The organism is Roseobacter sp. HKCC-CH-9351, assembly GCF_037830295.1.
GTDB lineage: Bacteria > Pseudomonadota > Alphaproteobacteria > Rhodobacterales > Rhodobacteraceae > M30B80.
Window position 1 is genome coordinate 462,653 of sequence record NZ_JBBLYM010000001.1, and the last position, 21,031, is coordinate 483,683.

General features: G+C 55.5%; 24 protein-coding genes and 1 pseudogene. 10 read left to right on the forward strand and 15 right to left on the reverse strand.

The features are described 5' to 3' along the window. Positions 1 to 31: 31 nt before the first annotated feature. Positions 32 to 733: a hypothetical protein gene (locus AAC632_RS02400; RefSeq protein WP_340298316.1), complete on the reverse strand. Its 702-nt coding sequence runs from the start codon at positions 731 to 733 to the stop codon at positions 32 to 34. Positions 734 to 760: 27 nt separating this feature from the next. Next, on the reverse strand, positions 761 to 3,064 hold the full coding sequence (locus tag AAC632_RS02405) for a DNA topoisomerase IV subunit A (RefSeq protein WP_340298315.1): 2,304 nt from the start codon (positions 3,062 to 3,064) through the stop codon (positions 761 to 763). A 189-nt stretch (positions 3,065 to 3,253) separates the two neighbouring features. Here AAC632_RS02405 and AAC632_RS02410 point away from each other — a divergent pair, with 189 nt between their 5' ends. The 5 genes from AAC632_RS02410 (at position 3,254) to AAC632_RS02430 (ending at position 6,846) form a co-directional block, all read left to right on the forward strand. After that, the gene (locus AAC632_RS02410; RefSeq protein WP_340298314.1) at positions 3,254 to 4,081 is read left to right on the forward strand and encodes an SDR family NAD(P)-dependent oxidoreductase; all 828 of its coding nucleotides are present in this window, start codon (positions 3,254 to 3,256) and stop codon (positions 4,079 to 4,081) included. A gap of 105 nt (positions 4,082 to 4,186) precedes the next feature. After that, entirely contained in the window at positions 4,187 to 4,384 is a 198-nt protein-coding gene (locus tag AAC632_RS02415; protein ID WP_317657285.1) for a twin transmembrane helix small protein, read from the forward strand. A 24-nt stretch (positions 4,385 to 4,408) separates the two neighbouring features. After that, positions 4,409 to 4,990 (forward strand): cob(I)yrinic acid a,c-diamide adenosyltransferase, encoded by a 582-nt coding sequence (locus AAC632_RS02420; protein WP_340298313.1) that lies wholly within the window; start codon positions 4,409 to 4,411, stop codon positions 4,988 to 4,990. 168 nt (positions 4,991 to 5,158) lie between these two features. Continuing rightward, positions 5,159 to 5,920 carry an electron transfer flavoprotein subunit beta/FixA family protein gene (locus tag AAC632_RS02425; protein WP_340298312.1) on the forward strand — a complete coding sequence of 254 codons (762 nt, stop codon included), beginning with the start codon at positions 5,159 to 5,161 and terminating at the stop codon, positions 5,918 to 5,920. Further along, on the forward strand, positions 5,920 to 6,846 hold the full coding sequence (locus tag AAC632_RS02430) for an electron transfer flavoprotein subunit alpha/FixB family protein (RefSeq protein WP_340298311.1): 927 nt from the start codon (positions 5,920 to 5,922) through the stop codon (positions 6,844 to 6,846). The genes AAC632_RS02425 and AAC632_RS02430 overlap by 1 nt, the downstream gene beginning before the upstream one ends. 58 nt (positions 6,847 to 6,904) lie before the next feature. On the opposite strand, the gene AAC632_RS02435 is transcribed toward AAC632_RS02430, so the two are convergent. Then, a complete protein-coding gene (locus AAC632_RS02435; RefSeq protein WP_340298310.1) occupies positions 6,905 to 7,729 on the reverse strand; it encodes a DUF6473 family protein in 825 nt (274 codons plus the stop codon). A gap of 233 nt (positions 7,730 to 7,962) precedes the next feature. On the opposite strand from AAC632_RS02435, the gene AAC632_RS02440 reads away from it, so the two are divergent. After that, positions 7,963 to 8,838, forward strand: coding sequence for a 3-hydroxybutyryl-CoA dehydrogenase (locus tag AAC632_RS02440; protein ID WP_340298308.1), 876 nt, complete (start codon positions 7,963 to 7,965; stop codon positions 8,836 to 8,838). On the opposite strand, the gene AAC632_RS02445 is transcribed toward AAC632_RS02440, so the two are convergent. The 6 genes and pseudogenes from AAC632_RS02445 to AAC632_RS02470 form a co-directional block, all read right to left on the reverse strand. Continuing rightward, positions 8,835 to 9,713, reverse strand: a complete 879-nt coding sequence (locus tag AAC632_RS02445; protein ID WP_340263066.1) for a lysophospholipid acyltransferase family protein — start codon at positions 9,711 to 9,713, stop codon at positions 8,835 to 8,837. The two genes, AAC632_RS02440 and AAC632_RS02445, sit on opposite strands and share 4 nt — an antisense overlap. Before the next feature lie 77 nt (positions 9,714 to 9,790). Next, a complete protein-coding gene (locus AAC632_RS02450) occupies positions 9,791 to 10,069 on the reverse strand; it encodes an HPr family phosphocarrier protein (protein WP_340262957.1) in 279 nt (92 codons plus the stop codon). Further along, positions 10,066 to 10,458: a PTS sugar transporter subunit IIA gene (locus AAC632_RS02455; RefSeq protein ID WP_317657278.1), complete on the reverse strand. Its 393-nt coding sequence runs from the start codon at positions 10,456 to 10,458 to the stop codon at positions 10,066 to 10,068. The genes AAC632_RS02450 and AAC632_RS02455 overlap by 4 nt, the downstream gene beginning before the upstream one ends. Positions 10,459 to 10,478: 20 nt before the next feature. Further along, a complete protein-coding gene (gene rapZ / locus AAC632_RS02460) occupies positions 10,479 to 11,408 on the reverse strand; it encodes an RNase adapter RapZ (RefSeq protein ID WP_340298307.1) in 930 nt (309 codons plus the stop codon). Positions 11,409 to 11,486: 78 nt separating this feature from the next. Continuing rightward, positions 11,487 to 11,978, reverse strand: a complete 492-nt coding sequence (locus tag AAC632_RS02465) for an HPr kinase/phosphorylase (protein WP_340298306.1) — start codon at positions 11,976 to 11,978, stop codon at positions 11,487 to 11,489. A 3-nt stretch (positions 11,979 to 11,981) separates the two neighbouring features. Continuing rightward, positions 11,982 to 12,509: pseudogene (locus AAC632_RS02470) on the reverse strand (sensor histidine kinase); the annotation flags it as partial. Between the two features lie 251 nt (positions 12,510 to 12,760). Here AAC632_RS02470 and AAC632_RS02475 point away from each other — a divergent pair. Next, positions 12,761 to 14,359, forward strand: a complete 1,599-nt coding sequence (locus tag AAC632_RS02475; RefSeq protein WP_340298305.1) for a phosphoenolpyruvate carboxykinase — start codon at positions 12,761 to 12,763, stop codon at positions 14,357 to 14,359. A gap of 58 nt (positions 14,360 to 14,417) precedes the next feature. Here AAC632_RS02475 and AAC632_RS02480 read toward each other — a convergent pair whose 3' ends face one another. Continuing rightward, positions 14,418 to 15,188 (reverse strand): sulfite exporter TauE/SafE family protein, encoded by a 771-nt coding sequence (locus AAC632_RS02480; protein ID WP_340262952.1) that lies wholly within the window; start codon positions 15,186 to 15,188, stop codon positions 14,418 to 14,420. On the opposite strand from AAC632_RS02480, the gene AAC632_RS02485 reads away from it, so the two are divergent. Genes AAC632_RS02485 through AAC632_RS02495 form a run of 3 tightly spaced genes read left to right on the forward strand, consistent with a single transcriptional unit; the run spans position 15,187 to position 17,419 of the window. Continuing rightward, on the forward strand, positions 15,187 to 15,393 hold the full coding sequence (locus AAC632_RS02485) for a hypothetical protein (protein WP_340262949.1): 207 nt from the start codon (positions 15,187 to 15,189) through the stop codon (positions 15,391 to 15,393). The genes AAC632_RS02480 and AAC632_RS02485 overlap by 2 nt on opposite strands. Next, positions 15,372 to 17,054 (forward strand): acyl-CoA dehydrogenase family protein, encoded by a 1,683-nt coding sequence (locus tag AAC632_RS02490; RefSeq protein ID WP_340298303.1) that lies wholly within the window; start codon positions 15,372 to 15,374, stop codon positions 17,052 to 17,054. Before AAC632_RS02485 ends, AAC632_RS02490 begins: the two co-directional genes overlap by 22 nt. A 2-nt stretch (positions 17,055 to 17,056) precedes the next feature. Beyond that, positions 17,057 to 17,419, forward strand: coding sequence for an META domain-containing protein (locus tag AAC632_RS02495; RefSeq protein WP_340298302.1), 363 nt, complete (start codon positions 17,057 to 17,059; stop codon positions 17,417 to 17,419). Here AAC632_RS02495 and recO read toward each other — a convergent pair. From recO to lepB, 5 genes are all read right to left on the reverse strand, one after another. Beyond that, the gene (gene recO / locus AAC632_RS02500) at positions 17,410 to 18,132 is read right to left on the reverse strand and encodes a DNA repair protein RecO (protein WP_340298300.1); all 723 of its coding nucleotides are present in this window, start codon (positions 18,130 to 18,132) and stop codon (positions 17,410 to 17,412) included. The genes AAC632_RS02495 and recO overlap by 10 nt on opposite strands. Before the next feature lie 22 nt (positions 18,133 to 18,154). Continuing rightward, a complete protein-coding gene (locus tag AAC632_RS02505) occupies positions 18,155 to 18,487 on the reverse strand; it encodes a DUF1491 family protein (protein WP_340298299.1) in 333 nt (110 codons plus the stop codon). Continuing rightward, positions 18,484 to 19,395: a GTPase Era gene (gene era, locus AAC632_RS02510; protein ID WP_340262939.1), complete on the reverse strand. Its 912-nt coding sequence runs from the start codon at positions 19,393 to 19,395 to the stop codon at positions 18,484 to 18,486. The genes AAC632_RS02505 and era overlap by 4 nt, the downstream gene beginning before the upstream one ends. A 63-nt stretch (positions 19,396 to 19,458) precedes the next feature. Next, positions 19,459 to 20,148 carry a ribonuclease III gene (gene rnc, locus AAC632_RS02515; protein WP_340298298.1) on the reverse strand — a complete coding sequence of 230 codons (690 nt, stop codon included), beginning with the start codon at positions 20,146 to 20,148 and terminating at the stop codon, positions 19,459 to 19,461. After that, positions 20,145 to 20,933: a signal peptidase I gene (gene lepB / locus AAC632_RS02520; RefSeq protein ID WP_340298297.1), complete on the reverse strand. Its 789-nt coding sequence runs from the start codon at positions 20,931 to 20,933 to the stop codon at positions 20,145 to 20,147. The genes rnc and lepB overlap by 4 nt, the downstream gene beginning before the upstream one ends. Positions 20,934 to 21,031: the final 98 nt, after the last annotated feature.

Sequence of the window (21,031 nt, forward strand, 5' to 3'; positions counted from 1 at the left end):
CAAATCATTCAGCCCATGGTTGCTAACTGGGTTAGGGCGCAGGACGTGGAACGGGCGTGACAGTTGGCGTGGCACTGGTTCCTGTAACGGCCATTTCGGGCACCTCAAGGGCAGTAAGATCCGCCTCAGCCAAAGGATCGGGGGGCACATCTAATCCCTCAAGCGCCGCATTTGCCGCATCGGGGTCAATGCCAAACCATTGCGGGTTTTCAAGCATCCATGCCTGCACGCGCTTGGCCGCGTTGCGGGCCAAAATCTGCATCTGTTCTTCGCGGTCACGGGTGAAGCCCGACCCAAATATCGTATCGGGTGACGCGCCCTCAAAAATGGTGATTTGGTTGGGTGCCTCATGCAATTTCACCCCTGCCGCATCGTCCCAAATATTGGCAGAAATCACCAAAGCCGATTTTGGGCTGAGAAGGACGGGAATACCAGGAGGGGCCAGAGAATAGGCATCTACACTCAGCGCAATATGGTAGAGCTTATCCCCCTCATATGCGCCAAATCGGCGATCAATCTCTGAGGAGAGCACCGCAATCCACTCTTCGGGTGTGGCATCGCGTGAGGGGGGGACTTGCTGCATATTATCAGCAACAACAATATTGAACCCCAAGGCAAAATCCCCCATCGGGATTTGCGCCTGCCCCAAAGGATCGGGGGCTGCACAACCAATTAGCAGCAGGGACATCATTCCCGCCGCAACACTGCGCCTTGAGAATGTTAAAAATCGCATGACAGACCCCCAGTGTTGTCAAAGCGGTTATGTAAAGCGGTTATCCCTTGGGAAACCGCGCGGTGCCATGCGCCCTGCTGTGGCCCGTTTGCCAATCCAATCGGCAAGTTCTGTTTCCGTGCGGGTGCGTCCCGCAGGATCAGACCAACTTAGACCATCGGCCAAACGCAAGCCACGCGCATCGACCAAACCGCCATCTTTGTATTTTTGCAGCCGCACACCTTTACCGCGCCCAAGTTCGGGCAATTCGTCAAGAGAGAAGATCAGCACTTTGCGATTTTCACCGACAACGGCGATGTGATCATCCTCTGCCGCCAATCTATGACAGACAACCGCGCGCACACCTTCGCGCAGGTTTAAAACTTGCCGCCCCGTGCGCGTCTGCGCCAAAACCTCATCTTCAGCAACGAGGAACCCGTCCCCCGCACTGGAGGCCAACAGTAGCTTTTGCCCCTCACGATAGGGGAAGAACGCCAAAATCTCGGCCTCATTGGGCAAATCTACCATCAGGCGCAACGGTTCGCCCAAGCCGCGCCCGCCAGGCAGGTTTGAGGCTTGGATCGTGTAGAAACGTCCGTTGGAGGCAAAAGCCAGCAGCTTATCGGTTGTTTCCGCATGGAACAGGAAACGGCCCGCATCACCATCGCGGAACTTCATCTCTGTGCCAAGATCAACATGGCCTTTGACTGCCCGCACCCATCCCATGGCTGAACACACCACCGTAATCGGTTCGCGCTCAATCATCGCCTCAAGCGGCACATCTTCAATCTCGCCCGCTTCGGCAAAGGCGGTGCGGCGTGCGCCACCTTCGGCGCTTGCGCCAAATTTCTTGCGGAATTCACGCAATTCATCGGCAATCCGCGCCCATTGCAGGCTTTCGGTTTCCAACAAATCCTCTAGGCCCGCACGCTCCTCCATCAGCGCGTCACGTTCGCGCTGCAATTCCATCTCCTCCAGTCGGCGCAGACTGCGCAGACGCATGTTGAGAATGGCATCGGTTTGCGTTTCGGTCAGTTCACCCTCGCCTTCGGGCGGGGTCTGATAATCCAATTCGGAGGTGGCGCGCACGAATGTGCGTGACCAATCTTCGCGCATCAGTGCAGCTTTGGGGTCTTGGTCATAGCGGATAATATCAATCACGCGGTCAAGGTTGAGGAAGGCGATCAGAAAGCCCTCAAGAACCTCTAAGCGGTGATCGATTTTTGCCACGCGATGCTCAGAACGGCGAATCAACACATCGCGGCGATGGTCGAGGAAGGCGCGCAGCACTTCCTTGAGGCTGCAAACTTTTGGCACGCGCCCATCGATCAGCACATTCATATTTAGCGAAAACCGCGTCTCAAGGTCTGAATTGCGGAACAGCATCCCCATCAAAACTTCTGGGTCTACATTGCGCGAGCGCGGCTCAAGCACGATGCGAATATCTTCGGTCGATTCATCTCGAAGATCCGCCAAAATCGGCACTTTTTTTGTTTGGATCAGTTCGGCCAGCTTTTCGATCAGCTTGGATTTTTGAACCTGAAACGGGATTTCTGTAACCACGATCACCCATGATCCGCGGCCTTGATCCTCGACCTCCCATTTTGCACGCAAGCGAAACGCGCCACGGCCCGTGCGATATGTTTCCGCGATACTATCACGCGGCTCGACAATCACGCCTCCTGTGGGGAAATCGGGGCCTTGGATATAATTCAAAAGTGTTTCATCGCGGGCATCTGGGGTTTTGATCAAATGCAAACATGCGGCGATGAGCTCGTCCAAATTATGCGGAGGAATGTTTGTGGCCATGCCCACCGCAATCCCGCTCGCCCCGTTGGCCAAAAGATTGGGGAAGGCTGCGGGCAGAACCTCGGGTTCCGTCAAGGTGCCATCGTAATTGGGGCGGAAATCAACGGCGTTTTCGTCCAAACCTTCAAGCAGCGCCTCGGCCATCGCAGTCATGCGCGCCTCAGTATATCGGCTTGCCGCGGGGTTATCGCCATCAATATTTCCAAAATTTCCCTGACCATCGACCAATGGATAGCGCAGGTTAAAATCTTGGGCCAAACGCGCCATTGCGTCATAAATCGCGGCATCGCCATGTGGGTGGTAATTCCCCATCACATCGCCCGAGATTTTCGCAGATTTACGGAAGCCCCCGTTCGAGGCCAAACGCAACTCGCGCATTGCAAACAGGATGCGGCGATGAACAGGTTTCAGGCCATCACGCGCATCAGGCAGGGCGCGATGCATGATGGTAGACAGCGCATATTGCAGATAGCGCGTGCCAATGGCACGGCTGAGCGGCTCAACTTCCCGCTTCTCGTGAAAACTGTCATTCTGCTCGCTCATTGCACAACCTGATAGGCAAATTGCCCTGACCAAACAAGCGCCCCGTGCGCCCATTGCGATAAATTATTCCTCGCCTGCGCGGTTTTTTGCCCCAGATCGCCAGAATAGCAGGTCACCGCTGTGATCCGTGATTGCGCATTTTGTGCGTCACACATAGGCAAAGGCTGCGACAGGGCGAAGGCAAAGACCATGACAAAATCTATTATGATAACAGGCTGTTCGTCAGGCATCGGGGCGTGCTGCGCGCACGGGTTGCGGGCACGCGGTTGGCGGGTCATCGCAAGCGCCCGCAAAACGGCGGATGTTGTGGCGCTGCGCGCCGATGGGTTCGAGGCCGTGCAATTGGATTACGCCGACCCTGCATCTGTGGAGACGGGGCTTGCAAACTGCCTTGAGCTGACGGGCGGCACCCTTGACGCGCTTTTCTCAAACGGGGCCTTTGGCATCCCTGGTGCAGTCGAAGATTTGCCACGCGGCGCACTGGCCGAGATTTTCGAAACCAATGTCTTTGGCGTTCATGATCTGACGCGCCGCGTGATCCCTGTGATGCGCGCACAGGGGCATGGCCGCATCGTGCAACATTCGTCTATCTTAGGGCTTGTGACCTTGAAATGGCGCGCGGCTTATGTGTCGACCAAATTCGCGCTTGAAGGGCTGACCGACACACTGCGCCTTGAGATGCGGGATACAAATATCAGCATCAGCACATTGAACACGGGGCCCGTCACCTCGAAAATCCGACAGAATTCTATTCCGCTTTTCGAAAAATGGATTGATTGGGAAAATTCTGCACGCGCGGATCAATATCGCAACGGCTTGTTGAAACGCCTCTACGAAGAGCGCGGGCCTGACCCCTTTGAACTGCCTCCTGAGGCGGTTCTGAAGAAACTTGTTCATGCGCTTGAGGCACCACGCCCCAAGCCGCGCTATTACGTCACAACGCCAAGCTATTTCATGTCGACCGCGAAACGGGTGTTACCGACCCGCGCCCTTGATTGGCTGATCGCAAAAGGGTGAGATTGCCGCATCCGTCCACTGCCCTCTGGCAAAAATAATTCGCCTCTGTGAAAAACGCCCTAGCTGTGGCCTATCACAGACCGCCACGACCGAAGGGAAACCCAAATGATCAACGACCCACTTTTTATTGTTGTCGCCTTGGCCTGTCTGGTCGTTGTGGCGATCTTGTTTCTTGGCATTAATTCCTTCCGCAAAGGCACCGCCGAAAGCGCGAAGCAATCCAATAAATTCATGCAAGCCCGTATCATCGCGCAATTTGTGGCGGTGATTTTGATCGTTCTTTTTGTCATTTTGCGCGGCTAGCCAGCCAATTAAGGGAGCAGACCCATGGTTGTTTTGAACAAAATTTACACAAAAACAGGTGATGACGGTGAAACCGCCTTGGGTGATGGCAGCCGCGTGGCGAAACATTCCATGCGCGTCACAGCATATGGAACCGTGGACGAGTTAAACGCGACCTTGGGCATCACGCGGCTTGAAGCCAGTGACGAGATGAGTGCGCATCTTGCCCGCATTCAAAACGATCTTTTCGACCTAGGGGCTGATCTTTGCACCCCAAATATCGAGAAAGACGCCGAACGCCCCTATCCCGCCCTACGAATTGTTGAGGCGCAAGTGACGCGTGTGGAAAAAGAAATCGACAAGATGAACGCCGATTTGGAACCGCTGCGCAGTTTCATTTTGCCAGGTGGCACCGCCTTGTCGGCACATCTGCACATGTGTCGCACCGTCTGCCGCCGTGCCGAGCGGAATTGCGTGGAATTGGCAACGATGGAATCGGTCAACCCTATGGCGGTGAAATATCTAAACCGCCTCTCTGATTGGTTCTTCGTTGCGGGTCGCGTGGCCAATGAGGGTGGCAAAGCCGATATTTTGTGGACACCAGGCGCCAATCGCGAGGCTGAGTAGGTTACCGCAAACAAGCTTTTAAAATTAGTTTTCTCGAGAGCAGCGCCGCGTTAGAGCGTCTCAGATGCCGCTTTTGGTCTGTTGCCGCAGGGAATCAGCGATTACAACAGCGTCTGAATAATCGCGCCGCGGCGCATGATCGAAATGCTTTAACTGGAGAACGTGCGGATGAAAATTCTGGTGCCGGTCAAGCGCGTGATCGACTATAACGTAAAAGTTCGTGTCAAAGCGGATGGCTCGGGTGTTGATCTCGCCAATGTGAAAATGTCGATGAACCCGTTTGACGAGATTGCCGTGGAACAGGCAATCCGCCTGAAAGAAGCGGGCAAGGCTGAGGAAGTGGTGGTTGTGTCCATCGGCGTCAAACAGGCGCAAGACACATTGCGCACCGCTTTGGCTATGGGGGCAGATCGCGCGATCCTTGTAGAAGCCGCCGATGATGTGCATCACGATATCGAGCCTCTAGCCGTTGCCAAAATCCTGAAAGCTGTGATTGCAGACGAGGGCCCGAGCCTTGTGGTTGCAGGCAAGCAGGCCATCGACAATGACATGAACGCAACCGGTCAGATGCTTGCCGCCCTGCTGGGATGGAGCCAAGCAACCTTCGCCTCTGCCCTTGAGGTCGAGGGCGACAGCGCCACTGTGACCCGCGAGGTTGATGGCGGCTTGCAGACAATTAAGGTCAAAATGCCCGCAATCGTCACAGTTGACCTGCGCTTGAACGAGCCGCGTTACGCATCACTGCCAAACATCATGAAGGCGAAGAAAAAGCCCCTCGATGAAAAAACGGCGGCAGATTACGGCGTGGATGTGACCCCGCGTTTGACAGTGATCAAAACGAGCGAGCCAGAAACCCGCAAAGCGGGCATCAAGGTGGCTTCGGTTGAAGAGCTTATCTCGAAACTTAAAGACGAAGCGGGGGTAATCTGATGGCGGTTCTTCTTCTTGCAGATGTCACCAACGGCCAGCTTGCCGTTGATCAGGTGTCCAAGGCCCTCACAGCCGTATCTGGCTTGAGCGATGTTCATATTCTGGTTGCAGGCGAAGGTAGCGATGCCGCTGCTGCAGAGGCCGCGACCCTTGCAGGCGCATCCAAAGTAATCTTTGCGGGCGATCACGGCTTTTGCCACATGTTGGCCGAACCAGTTGCCGATTTGATCGTGTCGATGGCGGGCGGCTATAGCCATATTGCTGCTGCGGCGACCTCGGACGCAAAAAACGTGCTGCCCCGTGTGGCCGCTTTGCTGGATGTGATGATCATTTCCGAAGTTGTGGGCGTTGTGGATGCCGACACGTTCGAGCGCCCCATCTACGCTGGCAACGCCATCCAAACCGTAAAATCAAACGACAGCGTGAAGGTCATGACCATCCGCACCGCAGGGTTCGATGCCGCCGCCACTGGCAACTCGGCCCCTGTTGAGGCCCTTGGCACAGCCGCCACAACAGGCCTGTCCCAATGGGTTGAGGATAAAGTGGCTGCTTCGGATCGTCCCGAACTGACCTCTGCAGGGATCGTTGTTTCGGGTGGTCGCGGGGTTGGCAGCCAAGAACAATTCGCCCTCATTGAAGGACTGGCCGACAAGCTGGGCGCTGCGGTTGGTGCAAGCCGTGCTGCTGTCGATTCTGGCTACGCCCCCAATGATTGGCAGGTGGGCCAGACGGGTAAGGTTGTCGCGCCGGATCTCTATGTTGCCGTTGGTATCTCAGGTGCCATTCAGCACCTTGCGGGTATGAAGGACAGCAAGGTGATTGTGGCAATCAACAAAGACGAAGAAGCCCCCATCTTCCAAGTGGCGGATTACGGGCTGGTTGGGGATTTGTTTGATGTCGTGCCTGAATTGACAGGCAAGCTCTGATCCAATCAAACTTGGCTCTAAAGACCCGCGCCGCGAATTGGTGGCGCGGGTTTTTTTTCTACAGCTTGAGGATTTTCTCTGAGAGGTCACGCGCCGCGCGGACATGGATATCAGGCCCAAGCAAAGCGCGCACTATTTTCTCTTCTCCCAATCCAAAGAACATGCCCCGCGTTGGTTTTTCTTGTTCCTCAGGCGTTGTCACGCATATCGTCAATGAGGCCGCTTGGGCGGCTATTTCTTCCAACATCCCTTTGGTGACAAAAAGCGGGTCTGCCCCCAACTCACAGCAATAGCCCGTTTCCGCAGGCGGGAGGTGCCCGATCCATAGCAAGTGAACTGGGCAAATAGCGCGGTTCAAAAGGCTACGCATACGCGCCATCCAAGCCATCTTTAATTCATCCACAACGATCTGAAACCGATCTTCGGAACAGGTTAAAAGATGTTCCAACATATGGCGCGAGAAATGGAAATCCGTGAAATCAACCTCGCGATAGATTGCCCGCAATATGTCAGAGGGTTGCAGGAACCTATCATTGCGGCGTGGATGCACCTGATAAAAGCGGTTGGTCAGGTGATGCGCACCTGTAATTTGCAACACAATCGCCTCGGCCCTACTCATCGCATCGGCGATAGCCCCATCGCCAAGCGCCAATTCCAACCCCGCATTCATTGCGGCCATATTCGCCACGGGGCGCCCCAACATCGCCGACAAGCGGTCAGGATAGGGCTGCGGTACGAATTTGCCGAATGTCTCAGAGCCGCCCAAACACAGCAAAAACGGCTTGGTTAGATCAATTTGCGGCCCACGAAACCGCATCAGTGACCCCTCATAGGTCACAAGTTTATAATCGAGGGGGCCATGCCCCTTGAAGGCAAAGCTCATTGCCTGCTCCCACCTTGATTCGTCTCACCCAAGGGAAAGAATGGCCAAAGCCTCTTACGAATTCCCTAACCATCAGATTTTACGAGATTTTATGTTGATTTTTGAATGATCCTGCAGCTTTGCGTTCTCAACTGCTGCAGCGCTTTTGCGCGGTTACGGCTTGTGTCTTTGGGGCTTCGCCTTTTATGGTGCAGCATGCAAAGACCACGCGTTTTCAAGACAAAGGTTCAGCGATGGAAATCAGCAAAATCGGCATCGTAGGCGCAGGCCAGATGGGCAATGGGATCGCGCATGTCTGCGCCTTGGCAGGTTATGAAATCTGGCTGAACGATGTCAGCCAAGATCAGTTGGACAAGGGCGTAGCGCTGATTGACCGCAACCTTGAGCGCCAAGTGAGCCGCGAGAAAATCTCGGCCGCAGATAAGGCAAATGCCTTGGCGCGCATCCATACGACATTGCACCTCTCTGACTTAGGCAAAACTGATCTCGTCATCGAGGCCGCGACTGAACGCGAAACTGTGAAGCAAGCCATCTTCGAAGATCTGCTTCCACATTTGCAGCCGCATACTATTTTGACATCCAACACCTCCTCTATCTCCATCACGCGCTTGGCCAGTCGCACGGATCGGCCTGAGAAATTTATGGGGTTCCACTTTATGAACCCTGTGCCCGTGATGCAGTTGGTTGAACTGATCCGCGGCATCGCAACAGATGACGAAACCTTTACGGCCTGTAAGGCGGTCGTGGATCGCCTTGGGAAAACATCGGCCACAGCAGAAGATTTTCCTGCGTTCATCGTTAATCGCATCCTGATGCCGATGATCAACGAGGCGGTTTATACCCTCTATGAAGGTGTCGGCAGCGTGCAATCAATTGACGAGTCGATGAAGCTTGGCGCCAATCATCCAATGGGGCCGCTTGAATTGGCGGATTTTATCGGTTTGGACACCTGCCTTGCCATTATGAATGTCTTACATGATGGATTGGCCGATACGAAATATCGGCCTTGCCCGCTTTTGACCAAATATGTCGAGGCAGGGTGGCTGGGACGCAAGACCGAGCGTGGCTTTTACGATTATCGGGGCGAAGTGCCCGTGCCCACCCGCTAGGGCCTAGACATAAATCGCGCGTCAGGGTTGTCTTTCAAAGACAAAACATGCGCCCTCAAATCAGCCATAAATTGACGCGGGGAGGCGCTGGCCTCCTTCCAGTCTTCTGGTAGGATCGGATGCCCGATTACAGGGGCCTGCGGTTTATCAAACGCATGGGCCACCTCATGCAGCAAAAGACCCTGCCGCAAAATGGGCGAAATCCGATTGGCAATTTGATACCACCGCGAATTTGATCCAGGGAAATTGAGCGGCAAAATTGTTGCCCCCGATGTGCGGATCATCTTTGCGGTAAACACATTCCATTCCGCTTCAACCGCAGGGCCGAAGGCGGTTTTTGCGGCGGCGACCACCCCTGATGGGAAAAGCGCAATCAACCCGCCCGCCTTGAGATGACTCATCGCTTTGTCGCGCATTTCAACCATTTTGCGCTGAGCCTCGGATTCATGGGGAAACGGCACGGGGATCATGTATTGAGCCGCGCTTTCATCAATTCCAGTCAACAGCGCGCGGGTCAAAATGCGGTAATCTGGCCTTTTGCGCCCGATCAGATCAGCCAAGATCATGCCATCCACCAAACCATGCGGATGATTGGCCACCAACACCACGGGCCCTGTTGCGGGAATACGGTCAAGCTGTGCCTCTGGGGTCAGCAAATCAATGCCCATGACCTTCATCGTAGCAGGCCAAAACTCCTGCCCTTTCGGGGCACCAAGTGTTTCAAATGCACGCACGCGGCGGATAATCGTGATCTTGCCCGTCATCCATTCTATCGCGCGAATAATCGTGCGTGTGACGGGGCTGTCGAATGTGTTGGAGTAGGTCAGGCTGCGCCGATCATAGACGGGGCCTTGCGGCACTTCGGCCGCCACAATGGGTGCTGCGCCAGATTTTGTTTCTGTCGTCTCAGTCACGCAGTCTGTCCCCTCCAGCCGCTTGTCGCAAACGGGCCTTAACGGCCTTCGCCAAATTTATCTGCGACAAGCTCCGTCAGCGCCCCTGCCAGAGATTGCGCTTGAGTGCCAGTTGTTTCAACCTCAATTTCAGTGCCAATCGAGGCAGCAAGCATCAAAAGGCCCATAATCGAGTCGCCCGAAGCAGAAATGCCATCTTTGCTCACTGTCGCTTCGGCATCGAATTTTTCGACTGTTTCGACAAATTTCGCAGAGGCCCGCGCGTGTAGGCCTTTTTCATTCACTATTTTCAGAACGCAGCGTACCGTCTCGGTCATTCAGGGGTTCCATCAAAGCTGTTGATATAGCGCCGCCCCGCCTCGGTGGCGCGCGCCACCGCTTGATCCAAGGGCAAATGGCGCGATTTGGCCAATTTGATCAGCATCGGCAGATTAACACCGGTCAGAATTTTGCGGTTGGCACTGCGGCACGCAGGCAAGGATAAGTTCGAGGGTGAACCACCATACATATCGGTAACCACAACCACACCATAGCCTGTATCCACGGCATCTGCGGCGGCAGAAATATCACGTTGGCAGGTGGCGCGATCATCTTCGGGGCCGATGGGGATCGCGCGGGCCGCGTGAACAGGACCCACCACATGTTCAGTCGCGGCCAACAATTCGCGGGCCAATCCACCATGTGCAACGATAACAATCCCTATCACCCGCAAGACCCTATTGTATTTCAGGGCGTGGCGATGAGGCCGCGCCGCTCCAATTCTCTATGACGTTTTGACACTTGCCAGCCCGCTTGTGCAAGGTGGCTTACGATGATTTCCGTCATTGCAACAGAGCGGTGTTGTCCCCCCGTGCATCCAAACGCAACTGTCAGATGCGTTTTTCCTTCGTCAACATAAGCAGGAAGGAGCGTCTCAATCAGTCCCAAAACTTGGGTGGAGAAGGGCGCGAACCGCGGATCTTTGGCAATGAAATCGCGCACGGCTTGGTCGCGCCCATCAGATCGGCGCAGATCATCGTGCCAATACGGATTTTCCAAAAAGCGACAGTCAAACACCATATCGGCGCCAGTCGGCAGGCCGCGCTTGTAAGAAAAGCTTTGGATCGTCAGCGCCAAGCGATGCGGGGTTGTTGCGCTAAAATGGCGCGCAATCTCCTCGCGCAACTCATGCGGGCTGAGGGTGCTGGTATCGATCAGGCTTGTGGCGCGCGCGCGCACGGGGCTAAGCAATTCCTTCTCACGGCGTATGCCTGTCAGTGTATCCTCAGCGGGGGCCATTGGATGACGCCGCCGCGTCTCTGAAAAGCGGCGAACAAGAACATCATCGGCGCAGTCGAGATAAACCAGTTCGGATAAAACCTGCTCATGCGCGGCCAATCCATCGACCGCAGCAATCAATGCCTGTGCGGAGAAATCGCGGTTTCGTGGATCTGTGCCCAGCGCCAGAGGCCGCGTCAAAGGTGGGCCTTCCAATAGGCGGGGCAAGAGCGACAATGGCAGGTTATCAATCGCCTCGTATCCCAAATCCTCTAACGTATGGATGGCGCTGCTGCGGCCCGCACCAGACGGCCCTGTGACAAAGACCACCCGTTGCGCCTCGTCATCTCCCGAGGGGCGCGTGTGCTGTGGGTGGCCTGTTTTATCTTCGCGATCCATCGGCTTGGCACTTGTTAAGAACGGGTGGCATTGGCTCCTGCTCACAACTGTAGCGCAAATGGGCTGCGATCCAAGCGATTACGCGAGCGGGGCGAAGCCATGTCGCAGGGCGTGAACCACCGCGCTGGTCTGCGGGACGCGCGCATTGACGCTCAAAAGACGCGCAAAATGCCCGCGCCACATCGCCATGCGGGTGGCAGGCAGGCGTGGCTGCGGCATGTCTTGCAGATGTAAGACAAGCGCAAGGGCCGCCTGATCCACCAATGGCCCCGCATTCAAAAGCCCAACCCCCCGCGCCTCAATCATCGGCAGGCGTTCAGGGGGCGCGCGCAAGGTTAAACCTTCGGTATCGGCCTCAAGCAGGATCGCGTCATCGCAGATCAGCTCTGCACCAAACGTCATCAAATCAAGCGCAAGCGAGGATTTGCCTGCACCAGATGCCCCCAAGATAAGCACCCCCTGCCCTTCATACGCCACCGCCGTGGCGTGCAAACGCAGCGCAGCACCATGCATATGGCCAAACTGCGCCAAATCGAGCGCATTGGCAAAATTCCCACGATCCTCAGCCATAGATTAAATCGGCAAGCCAACGATGAACCGCGCACCAAGCGGGTCGGAGGTGACATCAGCCTCAGTGGGGCGAATATTTTCAGCCCAGATCACCCCACCATGCGCCTCAACAATGTGCTTGGAAATCGCAAGGCCAAGGCCCGAGTGATTGCCAAATTGTGCTTGGGGCCGCTCTGAATAGAAACGGGTGAACACTTTCGTCAGCGCGTCATCAGGGATGCCTGGCCCTGTATCTTCTACCACCACCAAAATGCGATCCTCTCTTTTGCGCGCCCAGATACGGACGGCATCCCCAGCATCGCAGAAAGACAAGGCATTGGACAAGAGGTTGACAAAGACCTGCGCCAAACGCCCCTCTAGCCCGGTGATCAGGATGGGCGCATCTGGCAAATCCGTGATGAAACTTACATCTTTCGCGCGCGCTTCGCCCGCGTGATAGTCGCAGATGTTGCGCAAGGTTCGCAGAAGATCAAATTCTTCTTCCTCCTCCTTGACCAAATCAGCATCTAATCGCGAGGCATTCGAAATATTTCGAATCACTGTTTTTCTGCGGCCAGAATGTGGCATCGGCGCGTGAACGAACCGTTAGCGCCTCAACAAATCGGGCGAGTTTGACAAAATTTGTCCAATCGGGGAAATGGTTGCGCTAACTGTGCGGATGCGTCCTGTTCAGTAATAAAACCGTCATGTTATACGGGGCTTACGCGGGGTTGAGTGCAGCTCTGTTCCCGCGTTGATTTCCATCACTGCCGGGCAGCATCGTCACAGGAGCACAAGAGAACATGAGCACAGGACGCGTGAACCCCGCCCATCGGCTGGAGCATCAAGGCATTTCGGATCTGGGCCAGGTTCACTATAACCTGCTTGAACCTGCACTGATCCAAGCCGCTTTGACCCGCAATGAGGGTCGCCTTGGCAACGGCGGCACTCTGTTGGTCAGCACAGGAAAATATACGGGCCGCTCTCCTAAAGATAAATTTGTTGTCGCAACCCCTTCGGTCGAGCCGCATATCTGGTGGGACAACAACGCCCGCATGGAAATGGACGCCTTCGATCGCCTCTATTCCGACATGGTCGCGCATATGAAGGGCAGCGAATATTTCGTGCAAGATCTCTATGCTGGTGCGGATGCGGACCACCGCCTTGATGTGCGCGTGATCTCGGAGTTGGCATGGCACAACCTGTTCATCCGTCACCTGCTGCGCCGCCCATCGTGCACAGAACTGGACAGCTTTGTGCCCGAATTCACAATCATCAATTGCCCTAGCTTTAAGGCGGATCCTGCGAAACATGGCTGCCGCACGGATACAGTGATCGCGCTGAATTTTGACAAAAAACTGATCTTGATTGGTGGCACCGAATATGCGGGCGAAAACAAGAAATCGGTTTTCACCTTGTTGAACTATCTCTTGCCTGAGAAGGGCCTCATGCCGATGCATTGCTCGGCCAATCACGCCACGGGTAACCCTGATGATAGCGCGGTGTTCTTTGGTCTTTCTGGCACAGGAAAAACCACGCTTTCCGCTGATCCTGCTCGCGTGTTGATTGGTGATGATGAGCATGGATGGTCAGAAAATGGCATCTTCAATTTTGAGGGTGGCTGTTACGCCAAGACCATCAACCTGCGCAAAGAGGCAGAACCAGAAATCTACGCCACGACCCATAGTTTCGGCACTGTGATCGAAAATATGGTCTATGACGAAGAAACGCTTGAACTTGATTTTGACGATGCAAGCCTGACGGCAAACACCCGCTGCGCCTATCCGTTGGAGCAGATCTCAAACGCGTCCGACACTGGGCTTGGCGGGCATCCGAAAAATATCATCATGCTGACCTGTGATGCTTTTGGTGTTTTGCCTCCGATTGCGCGCCTGACCCCTGCGCAGGCGATGTATCATTTCTTGTCAGGTTTCACCTCTAAGGTTGCCGGCACAGAGCGCGGCGTGACCGAGCCAGAACCAACCTTCTCAACTTGTTTTGGCGCCCCCTTTATGCCGCGCCGCCCTGAGGCCTATGGCAACCTTCTGCGCGAAAAAATCGCCACTTACGGGTCGACCTGCTGGCTTGTGAACACGGGCTGGACGGGCGGGGCCTATGGCACAGGATCGCGGATGCCCATTAAAGCAACCCGCGCCCTTTTGACCGCGGCACTGGATGGGTCACTCAATCAAGGCCAATTCCGCAAAGACTCCAATTTCGGCTTCGAAGTGCCTGTCAGCCTTAAAGGGGTAGATGATGCCCTGCTTGATCCACGCAGCACATGGTCAGATGCCGCAGCCTATGATGCGCAGGCCGCAAAATTGGTTGGGATGTTCGCCGATAACTTTGCGCAATATGTGCCCTACATAGACGAAGACGTAAAAGCAGCCGCGATCAGCTAAACCTCATCGCAAGAGCAAGGCTTCGAAAACCGCCCCCGACACAGGGGCGGTTTTTTTATCAGCCCATCAGACCACGGCGCACCAAATTGGCCCCTGCCACAAGTAGAACGATCAATGTGATCTTGCGAAATTTGACGGGATCAAGCCGATCAGACAGCTTGAACCCCACCTGCATGCCCAGAAAGGCAGGGATGAGCAGCGCCACCGAAAACGGTGCCGTGGTCAGGTTCAGCACCCCTGAGGAAAGATGCCCCGTCAACAGGCTGACCGACCCCAGACCATAGACCACACCCTGCACCAACATCTGGCGGGCCTTTGGGGTATCAAGGGCAATGAGATAAAGAACCGTGGGCGGCCCCCATGTGCCTGTCAGCCCCCCCAAAGCCCCCGCCAAAGTGCCGACACCCCATTCCGCCTTGCGGCGGTGCTGCGGTGGAATGTGAAATTTGATGCCCATCAACTGGATCAGGGTTAACACCACCACAGGAAAACCAAGGATCAGATACATCGTTTGGGTTGGTATGACGGTCACAAATTGCGCAACGATAACGATCATCACACAGACGATCAGGATATACCGCCAATATTCCTCAAACGCCGTTTTGGCCTCAGCCCAGCCATAACGGGCCACCTGCAATCCGTTGGAAAGGACTATCGGGAAAATGATGCCTGCAATCGCCAATTGCGGCTCTAGAAACATCGACAAACCCGAAATCATGATCAAGGGCATGGCAAAGCCAACCGCACCTTTCACGAAACCTGCCGCAAAAGTCACGCCAAGGGCGAGGGCGAAAGCCCAATATGGCATAAGGTGTAAGAAATCTGTCATGGCTGCTCCCTGCCTTGGTCAGGGTATTGCGCACATCCAACACCAAAACAAGCGCGACATTTTAATTCTTTTCGGTGCATTTTTTCGAATTAATGTTGCGCTGCATCTGCAAAATGATTTAGAAGCAGGTGCAGAATCGAAAGATAAGCTTGCCCTTGCGCACCCTCAATTTGGAGAGACGCTATGCCCCGTGACGCCGAAATGACCGATGCCCCTGTGATCTTGGCCAATCTCACCGCTTTGACGGCAGAGGCCCTGCCCCCAGTCGAGGCGGTTTTGGCCCGTGCCAAAGACGCCGTGCGCGATTTGGTGACAGTGGACGGGAAAATCTCGGGCGCGGCGATTGAGGCGGAGCAGACCGCCGCACATGGTCTGGCCTGGCTTGCCACCTATGTTGAGGCGCTGCGCCAGATGCAAACATGGGCCGAACTCTTGGGCAGTGAAGGCAAGTTTGGTGATATTGAACAATTAATCTTGCAAATTGCTTTTGGCGAATATCTGGCCCAACTTCAGGGCGGGATTGCTATGAACCAAGGCGAAGTGCTGCGCCTGTCTGAACTTGGGCTTGGGGACGCAGATGCAAATCTTCTGAAAACAGATGCAATCGCCACATTGGTCACACGCGGCAACACCCAAGCAGCCCGTTTGCGCCTTGTTGAGTTGATGCATGAACGCGCCGCAGAAATCACTGTTGGCACCTCAGGCCTTGAAGATGAATTGGAAATGATCCGCGAACAATTCCGCCGCTATGCGCTGGAAAAGGTCGAGCCTTTCGCACATGACTGGCACCTGAAGGACGAACTGATCCCCCTCTCGGTGATCGAAGAGCTGGCAGAGATGGGCGTGTTCGGCCTCACCATTCCAGAGGAGTATGGTGGCTTTGGCCTGTCCAAAGCGGCGATGTGTGTCGTCTCGGAGGAACTTAGCCGCGGATATATTGGTGTGGGCTCCCTTGGAACGCGTTCAGAAATCGCGGCTGAGTTGATCCTTGCTGGGGGAACGGATGAGCAAAAGGAAAAATGGCTGCCCGCCTTGGCAAGCGCCGAGAAGCTGCCAACAGCCGTGTTCACCGAACCCAACACTGGCTCAGACCTGGGCAGCCTGCGCACCCGCGCGGTCAAGGATGAGGCGGGCAATTACCGCATCACGGGTAACAAGACATGGATCACGCACGCGTCACGCACCCATGTCATGACCCTCTTGGCCCGCACTGACCCCACGACCACCGATTACCGTGGCCTGTCGATGTTCTTGGCCGAAAAAACACCGGGCGATGACGAAAACCCCTTCCCCACCGCAGGTATGACGGGCGGCGAGATCGAGGTCTTGGGTTATCGCGGCATGAAAGAATATGAACTTGGCTTCGACAATTTTGAGGTGAAGGGCGAGAACCTTTTGGGCGGCCAAGAGGGGCAAGGCTTTAAGCAACTGATGCAAACTTTTGAAAGCGCGCGCATCCAAACCGCTGCCCGCGCCATCGGCGTGGCACAATCCGCCTTGGATGTTTCGATGCAATATGCCCAAGATCGCAAACAATTCGGCAAATCCCTAATCGAATTCCCGCGTGTTGCCTCAAAATTGGCCATGATGGCCGTAGAAATCATGATTGCGCGGCAATTGACCTATTTCTCCGCTCGCGAAAAAGACAATGACCGCCGTTGCGACCTTGAGGCAGGAATGGCCAAATTGCTTGGCGCACGAGTGGCATGGGCCGCCGCGGATAACGGATTGCAGATCCATGGCGGCAATGGGTTTGCGCTTGAATATAAAATCAGCCGTATTTTGTGCGATGCCCGTATACTCAACATCTTTGAAGGCGCGGCAGAGATCCAAGCTCAGGTGATTGCGCGCCGCCTTCTAGGCTAATCATGCGCGCCTTGAGGGCATGTGCCGCCCTTCTGGCACTCGCCGCCTGCAATGAAGACCCGCCCATGCCCCCTGTTGGGGCATGGGTCTTGCAATCTGATCCAAGCATAACCTTGGAAGTGGACGCAGAATTTAACTTTTACGGTCAAGGCCCCTGCAACCGTTACTTTGGTCGGTTCGAAGTGGTGGAAACTGGCCTCAGTGCAGGCCCAATTGGCGCTACGCTGATGGCCTGTCCCAATCTCGGCCAAGAATTCGCCTATTTCAGCGCCCTTGAGGCGACCCGCAGCACGGCTGTAGAGGATGGGCAATTGGTTCTGCGCAGTGCTGAGGGCGCAGCCCTCGTTTTCAGCCATCAACATTGACGGTTGAGGATATCCACTAAGCGCCCACGCGCGGCGGGAAGTGGGCGATCCCCCAAACTAGGGGCCAAATGATTGGCCAAGAAATGCCCTGTCAGGCGCAAGCCTGCTTGCCGTTCAGCGTGATCAGCGGGGCCAACCCCCTGCAAAAAACGCGGCAAGGGTAAAAGGCGATCTGCCCATTCACCCGCCGCATCGCGCGCCACAGCGTGCCCTGTGCGCGGCGACACATAGGCCAAATCCTGCGACACGCCTGTGCGGGCGCAGTGGCTGAGATCGAGGCCAAAGCCCAACTCAGACAACAGCGCCAATTCCCATTGCACATAGGCATCGAGCCAATGATCCGCACCAAGCCCATCCAGCAGTGCAAGGCTATGTGCATAAAGCGCGGGGTAAGCGCTGCGTTCAGGCAAGGCAAAAGACAAAAGTGCGCAAACCGCGTTGAGCCCTGCAAGCTGCACAGGGTCGCTCATCACAGGGGCCGCGCGCGCGATCAAAGGCTCGATTGTGAAGGCGCCCATATGATCCGCGAGGCGCGCGCGCCACGTCGCCTGAAGCTGCGTTCCAACTTGCAAATGGGCGGCCATTTTGCGAGAGGCCCCACCCCGCAAAACGCCCACGAAACGGCCCTGCTCTGCCGTGAAAATTTCAAGGATGGCGGCAGATTCCCCATGGCGCCGCGCCGCGAGCAATACACCTTCTGCGTGCCATTCCATCAGATCAGACCCTTTGCTGAGGCTAAAGCAATCCCTCTTGATCTAGCATATGCCGACCCGCACGATCTTCCACCTCAATCACCCAAAGATCAGGGTCAAATTCGCGCTGTTTGGAGATGGCTGCATCCACCGCGGCCTCTGGCCCTTGCGTCAGCACATCCCAAACCCGCGCACCAGTCTCTAGATCAAACCCACGATGAAACAAGGAGGCGGTGCCATCAAGCAAGGACAGCTTAACCAAGACCGCACCCGCATCCTTATCACCCCGCGCCACGACAAAGGCGGGGATCTCGGACAAAGACAGCCGCCGCAGATAGGCTTGCACCCAAAACTCTGCGCGCAGACGGGGGGTCACTTGGTGTTCCCGTCCTTAAAATCGAGGCCCATTTCTGAATAGCGCTCAGATTCTTCGAGCCAATTCGGGCGCACTTTGACCTGCAAAAATAGATGCACCTTGCGGCCAAGAAACTCGGCCAATTCTTCGCGCGCGGCGCGCGAAACAGCCTTAATTGTTTCGCCCCGATGGCCCAACAAAATGCCCTTATGTCCGTCACGGCTGACGTAAATCACTTGATCAATGCGCGCGCTGCCATCATCGCGTTCCTGCCAGCTCTCGGTTTCCACCGTTAATTGATAGGGCAATTCTTGATGCAGGCGCAGGGTCAGTTTCTCACGGGTCATCTCTGCCGCGATCATGCGCATTGGCAAATCCGCAATCTGATCCTCAGGGTAAAGCCATGGCCCCTCTGGCATCTCTTGCGCCAACCATTCGCGCAAATCGCCCACACCATGGCCGCGCTCTGCTGAGATCATAAAGGTTTTCACAAATGGAAAAGCCGCGTTGGCCTCTTCGGTCAGCTTCAACAACTGAGGCGCCTCAACGCGGTCGATTTTGTTAATCGCCAAAGCGATCTTCCGACCCGAGGCCTTTTCAAGCAAACCGCTTAAGATTTCCTTGACCCCTTCGGTCAATCCACGATGGGCCTCGATGAGCAGGACAACCACATCCGCATCCGCGGCCCCTGTCCAAGCGGCCGCGACCATCGCCCGATCCAAACGGCGGCGCGGCCGAAACAGACCAGGCGTGTCGACAAAAACAATCTGGCTTTCGCCCTCAAGCGCCACACCACGAATACGCGCGCGGGTGGTCTGGACCTTATGGGTCACAATCGAAACTTTTGCCCCGACCATATGATTAAGCAAGGTAGATTTACCTGCGTTCGGTTCACCAATAAGGGCAACAAATCCAGCGCGGCTGGTCATGGGCAGTTCCTTGTTTCAACGATCTTCGGGCATAGCGGGAAATCAGCCCTAGCGCCAGACGTATTAAGCGGAACCACCATCGAGGGCGGCAAGCAATTTTTTTGCGGCTTCTTGTTCGGCGTGGCGCTTGGCTTTGGCACTTGCCTGCGCGGCCTCGCCCGAACTGAGCGTAACTTCGATGGTGAAGGTAGGGGCATGATCTGGCCCTTCACGGCTTAGCTCGGCATAGCGAGGCAAGCCTTTCCCCTTGGCCTGCGCCCATTCCTGCAAGGCGGTTTTCGCATCGCGGGCATCATCGGCCACTGTATCGGCCTTGCCCGCCCAAAGACGGCGGATCAACCCACGCACCGCATCATAACCTGCGTCCAAGTAAACGGCGGCAATCACAGCCTCCATCGCATCGCCCAAAAGGGCATCTTTGCGGCGCCCCCCCGTCATCATTTCGGATTTGCCCAATTTCAACACCGCGCCCAAATCTACGCTGCGCGCGACTTCGGCACAGGTTTCCTTGCGCACAAGTGCGTTAAAGCGGGGGGCCAGTTGCCCCTCTGGCGCGTCTTGATCCTGTTCGAGCAACAGCTCAGCAATGACCAATCCCAACACGCGATCCCCCAAGAATTCCAAGCGTTGATTATCCGCTCGGGTCGGAGAGGAGAGCGAAGAATGGGTCAAAGCCCGCAAAATCAATTCGGGGCGGGAAAAGCTATGCCCTAAACGGGCGCAAAACTCGTCAATCTCACGCGATAATTTCACTGTAATGCTCTAAAAAACCGATCACTGCGCCATGTCCAGAAATAGACCATGCGATCCCCTGCAGAAGAAAAGATCACCCGATCTGCGCGGCCCAAAAGATTTTCAACAGGCACGAACCCAACCCCGCCAATAGAACGAGGGAAACGGCTATCTTGAGAGTTGTCACGATTGTCGCCCATCACGAAAACATGACCCTCGGGCACGGTAAATTCGGGGGTGTTATCCGCGAAAGAGCGGTCATCAATATTCAACACCGCATACGATACCCCATTGGGAAGCATCTCAATCGCGCGGTCTTTTTCGCAGATGCCACCCGCCCCAACAGGCGCATTTGAACAGCGCGGAAGGTGGCCCAGCGGGCCTTGTGGCTCGAACGCCTCAACGAAAGGTGCTGTTGGTTCTTGTGGGACGGGCGTGCCGTTGATGATCAACTGGCCATCTTGAACTTGGATCACATCCCCGGGCAGACCAATAACACGCTTGATGAAATCTGCATCATTGGTGGGATGGCGGAAGACGGCAATATCACCACGCTCGGGCAATGTCTCGAAGATGCGGCCGGAGAAGGGACACATCGAGAAAGGGCAGCTGTGACGCGAATAGCCATAGGCCATTTTATTGACAAACAGGAAATCACCGATCAGCAACGTGTCTTTCATCGATCCGGACGGGATCCAAAATGGCTGAAAGAACAAGGTGCGAAAGACACCTGCAATCAGCAGCGCGTAGACAATCGTTTTGATCGTCTCGCCAATTCCCTCTTTTTTTGCCTTATAGCTTGCCATGCGTTTTGCCCCATCCGCTAAAAAATCGCGGTGGCCTTCGCCTGTGGCACCCTTGTGTCGCATCGCGGCAGGATTGCCAAAACGTCAACCGACCCATG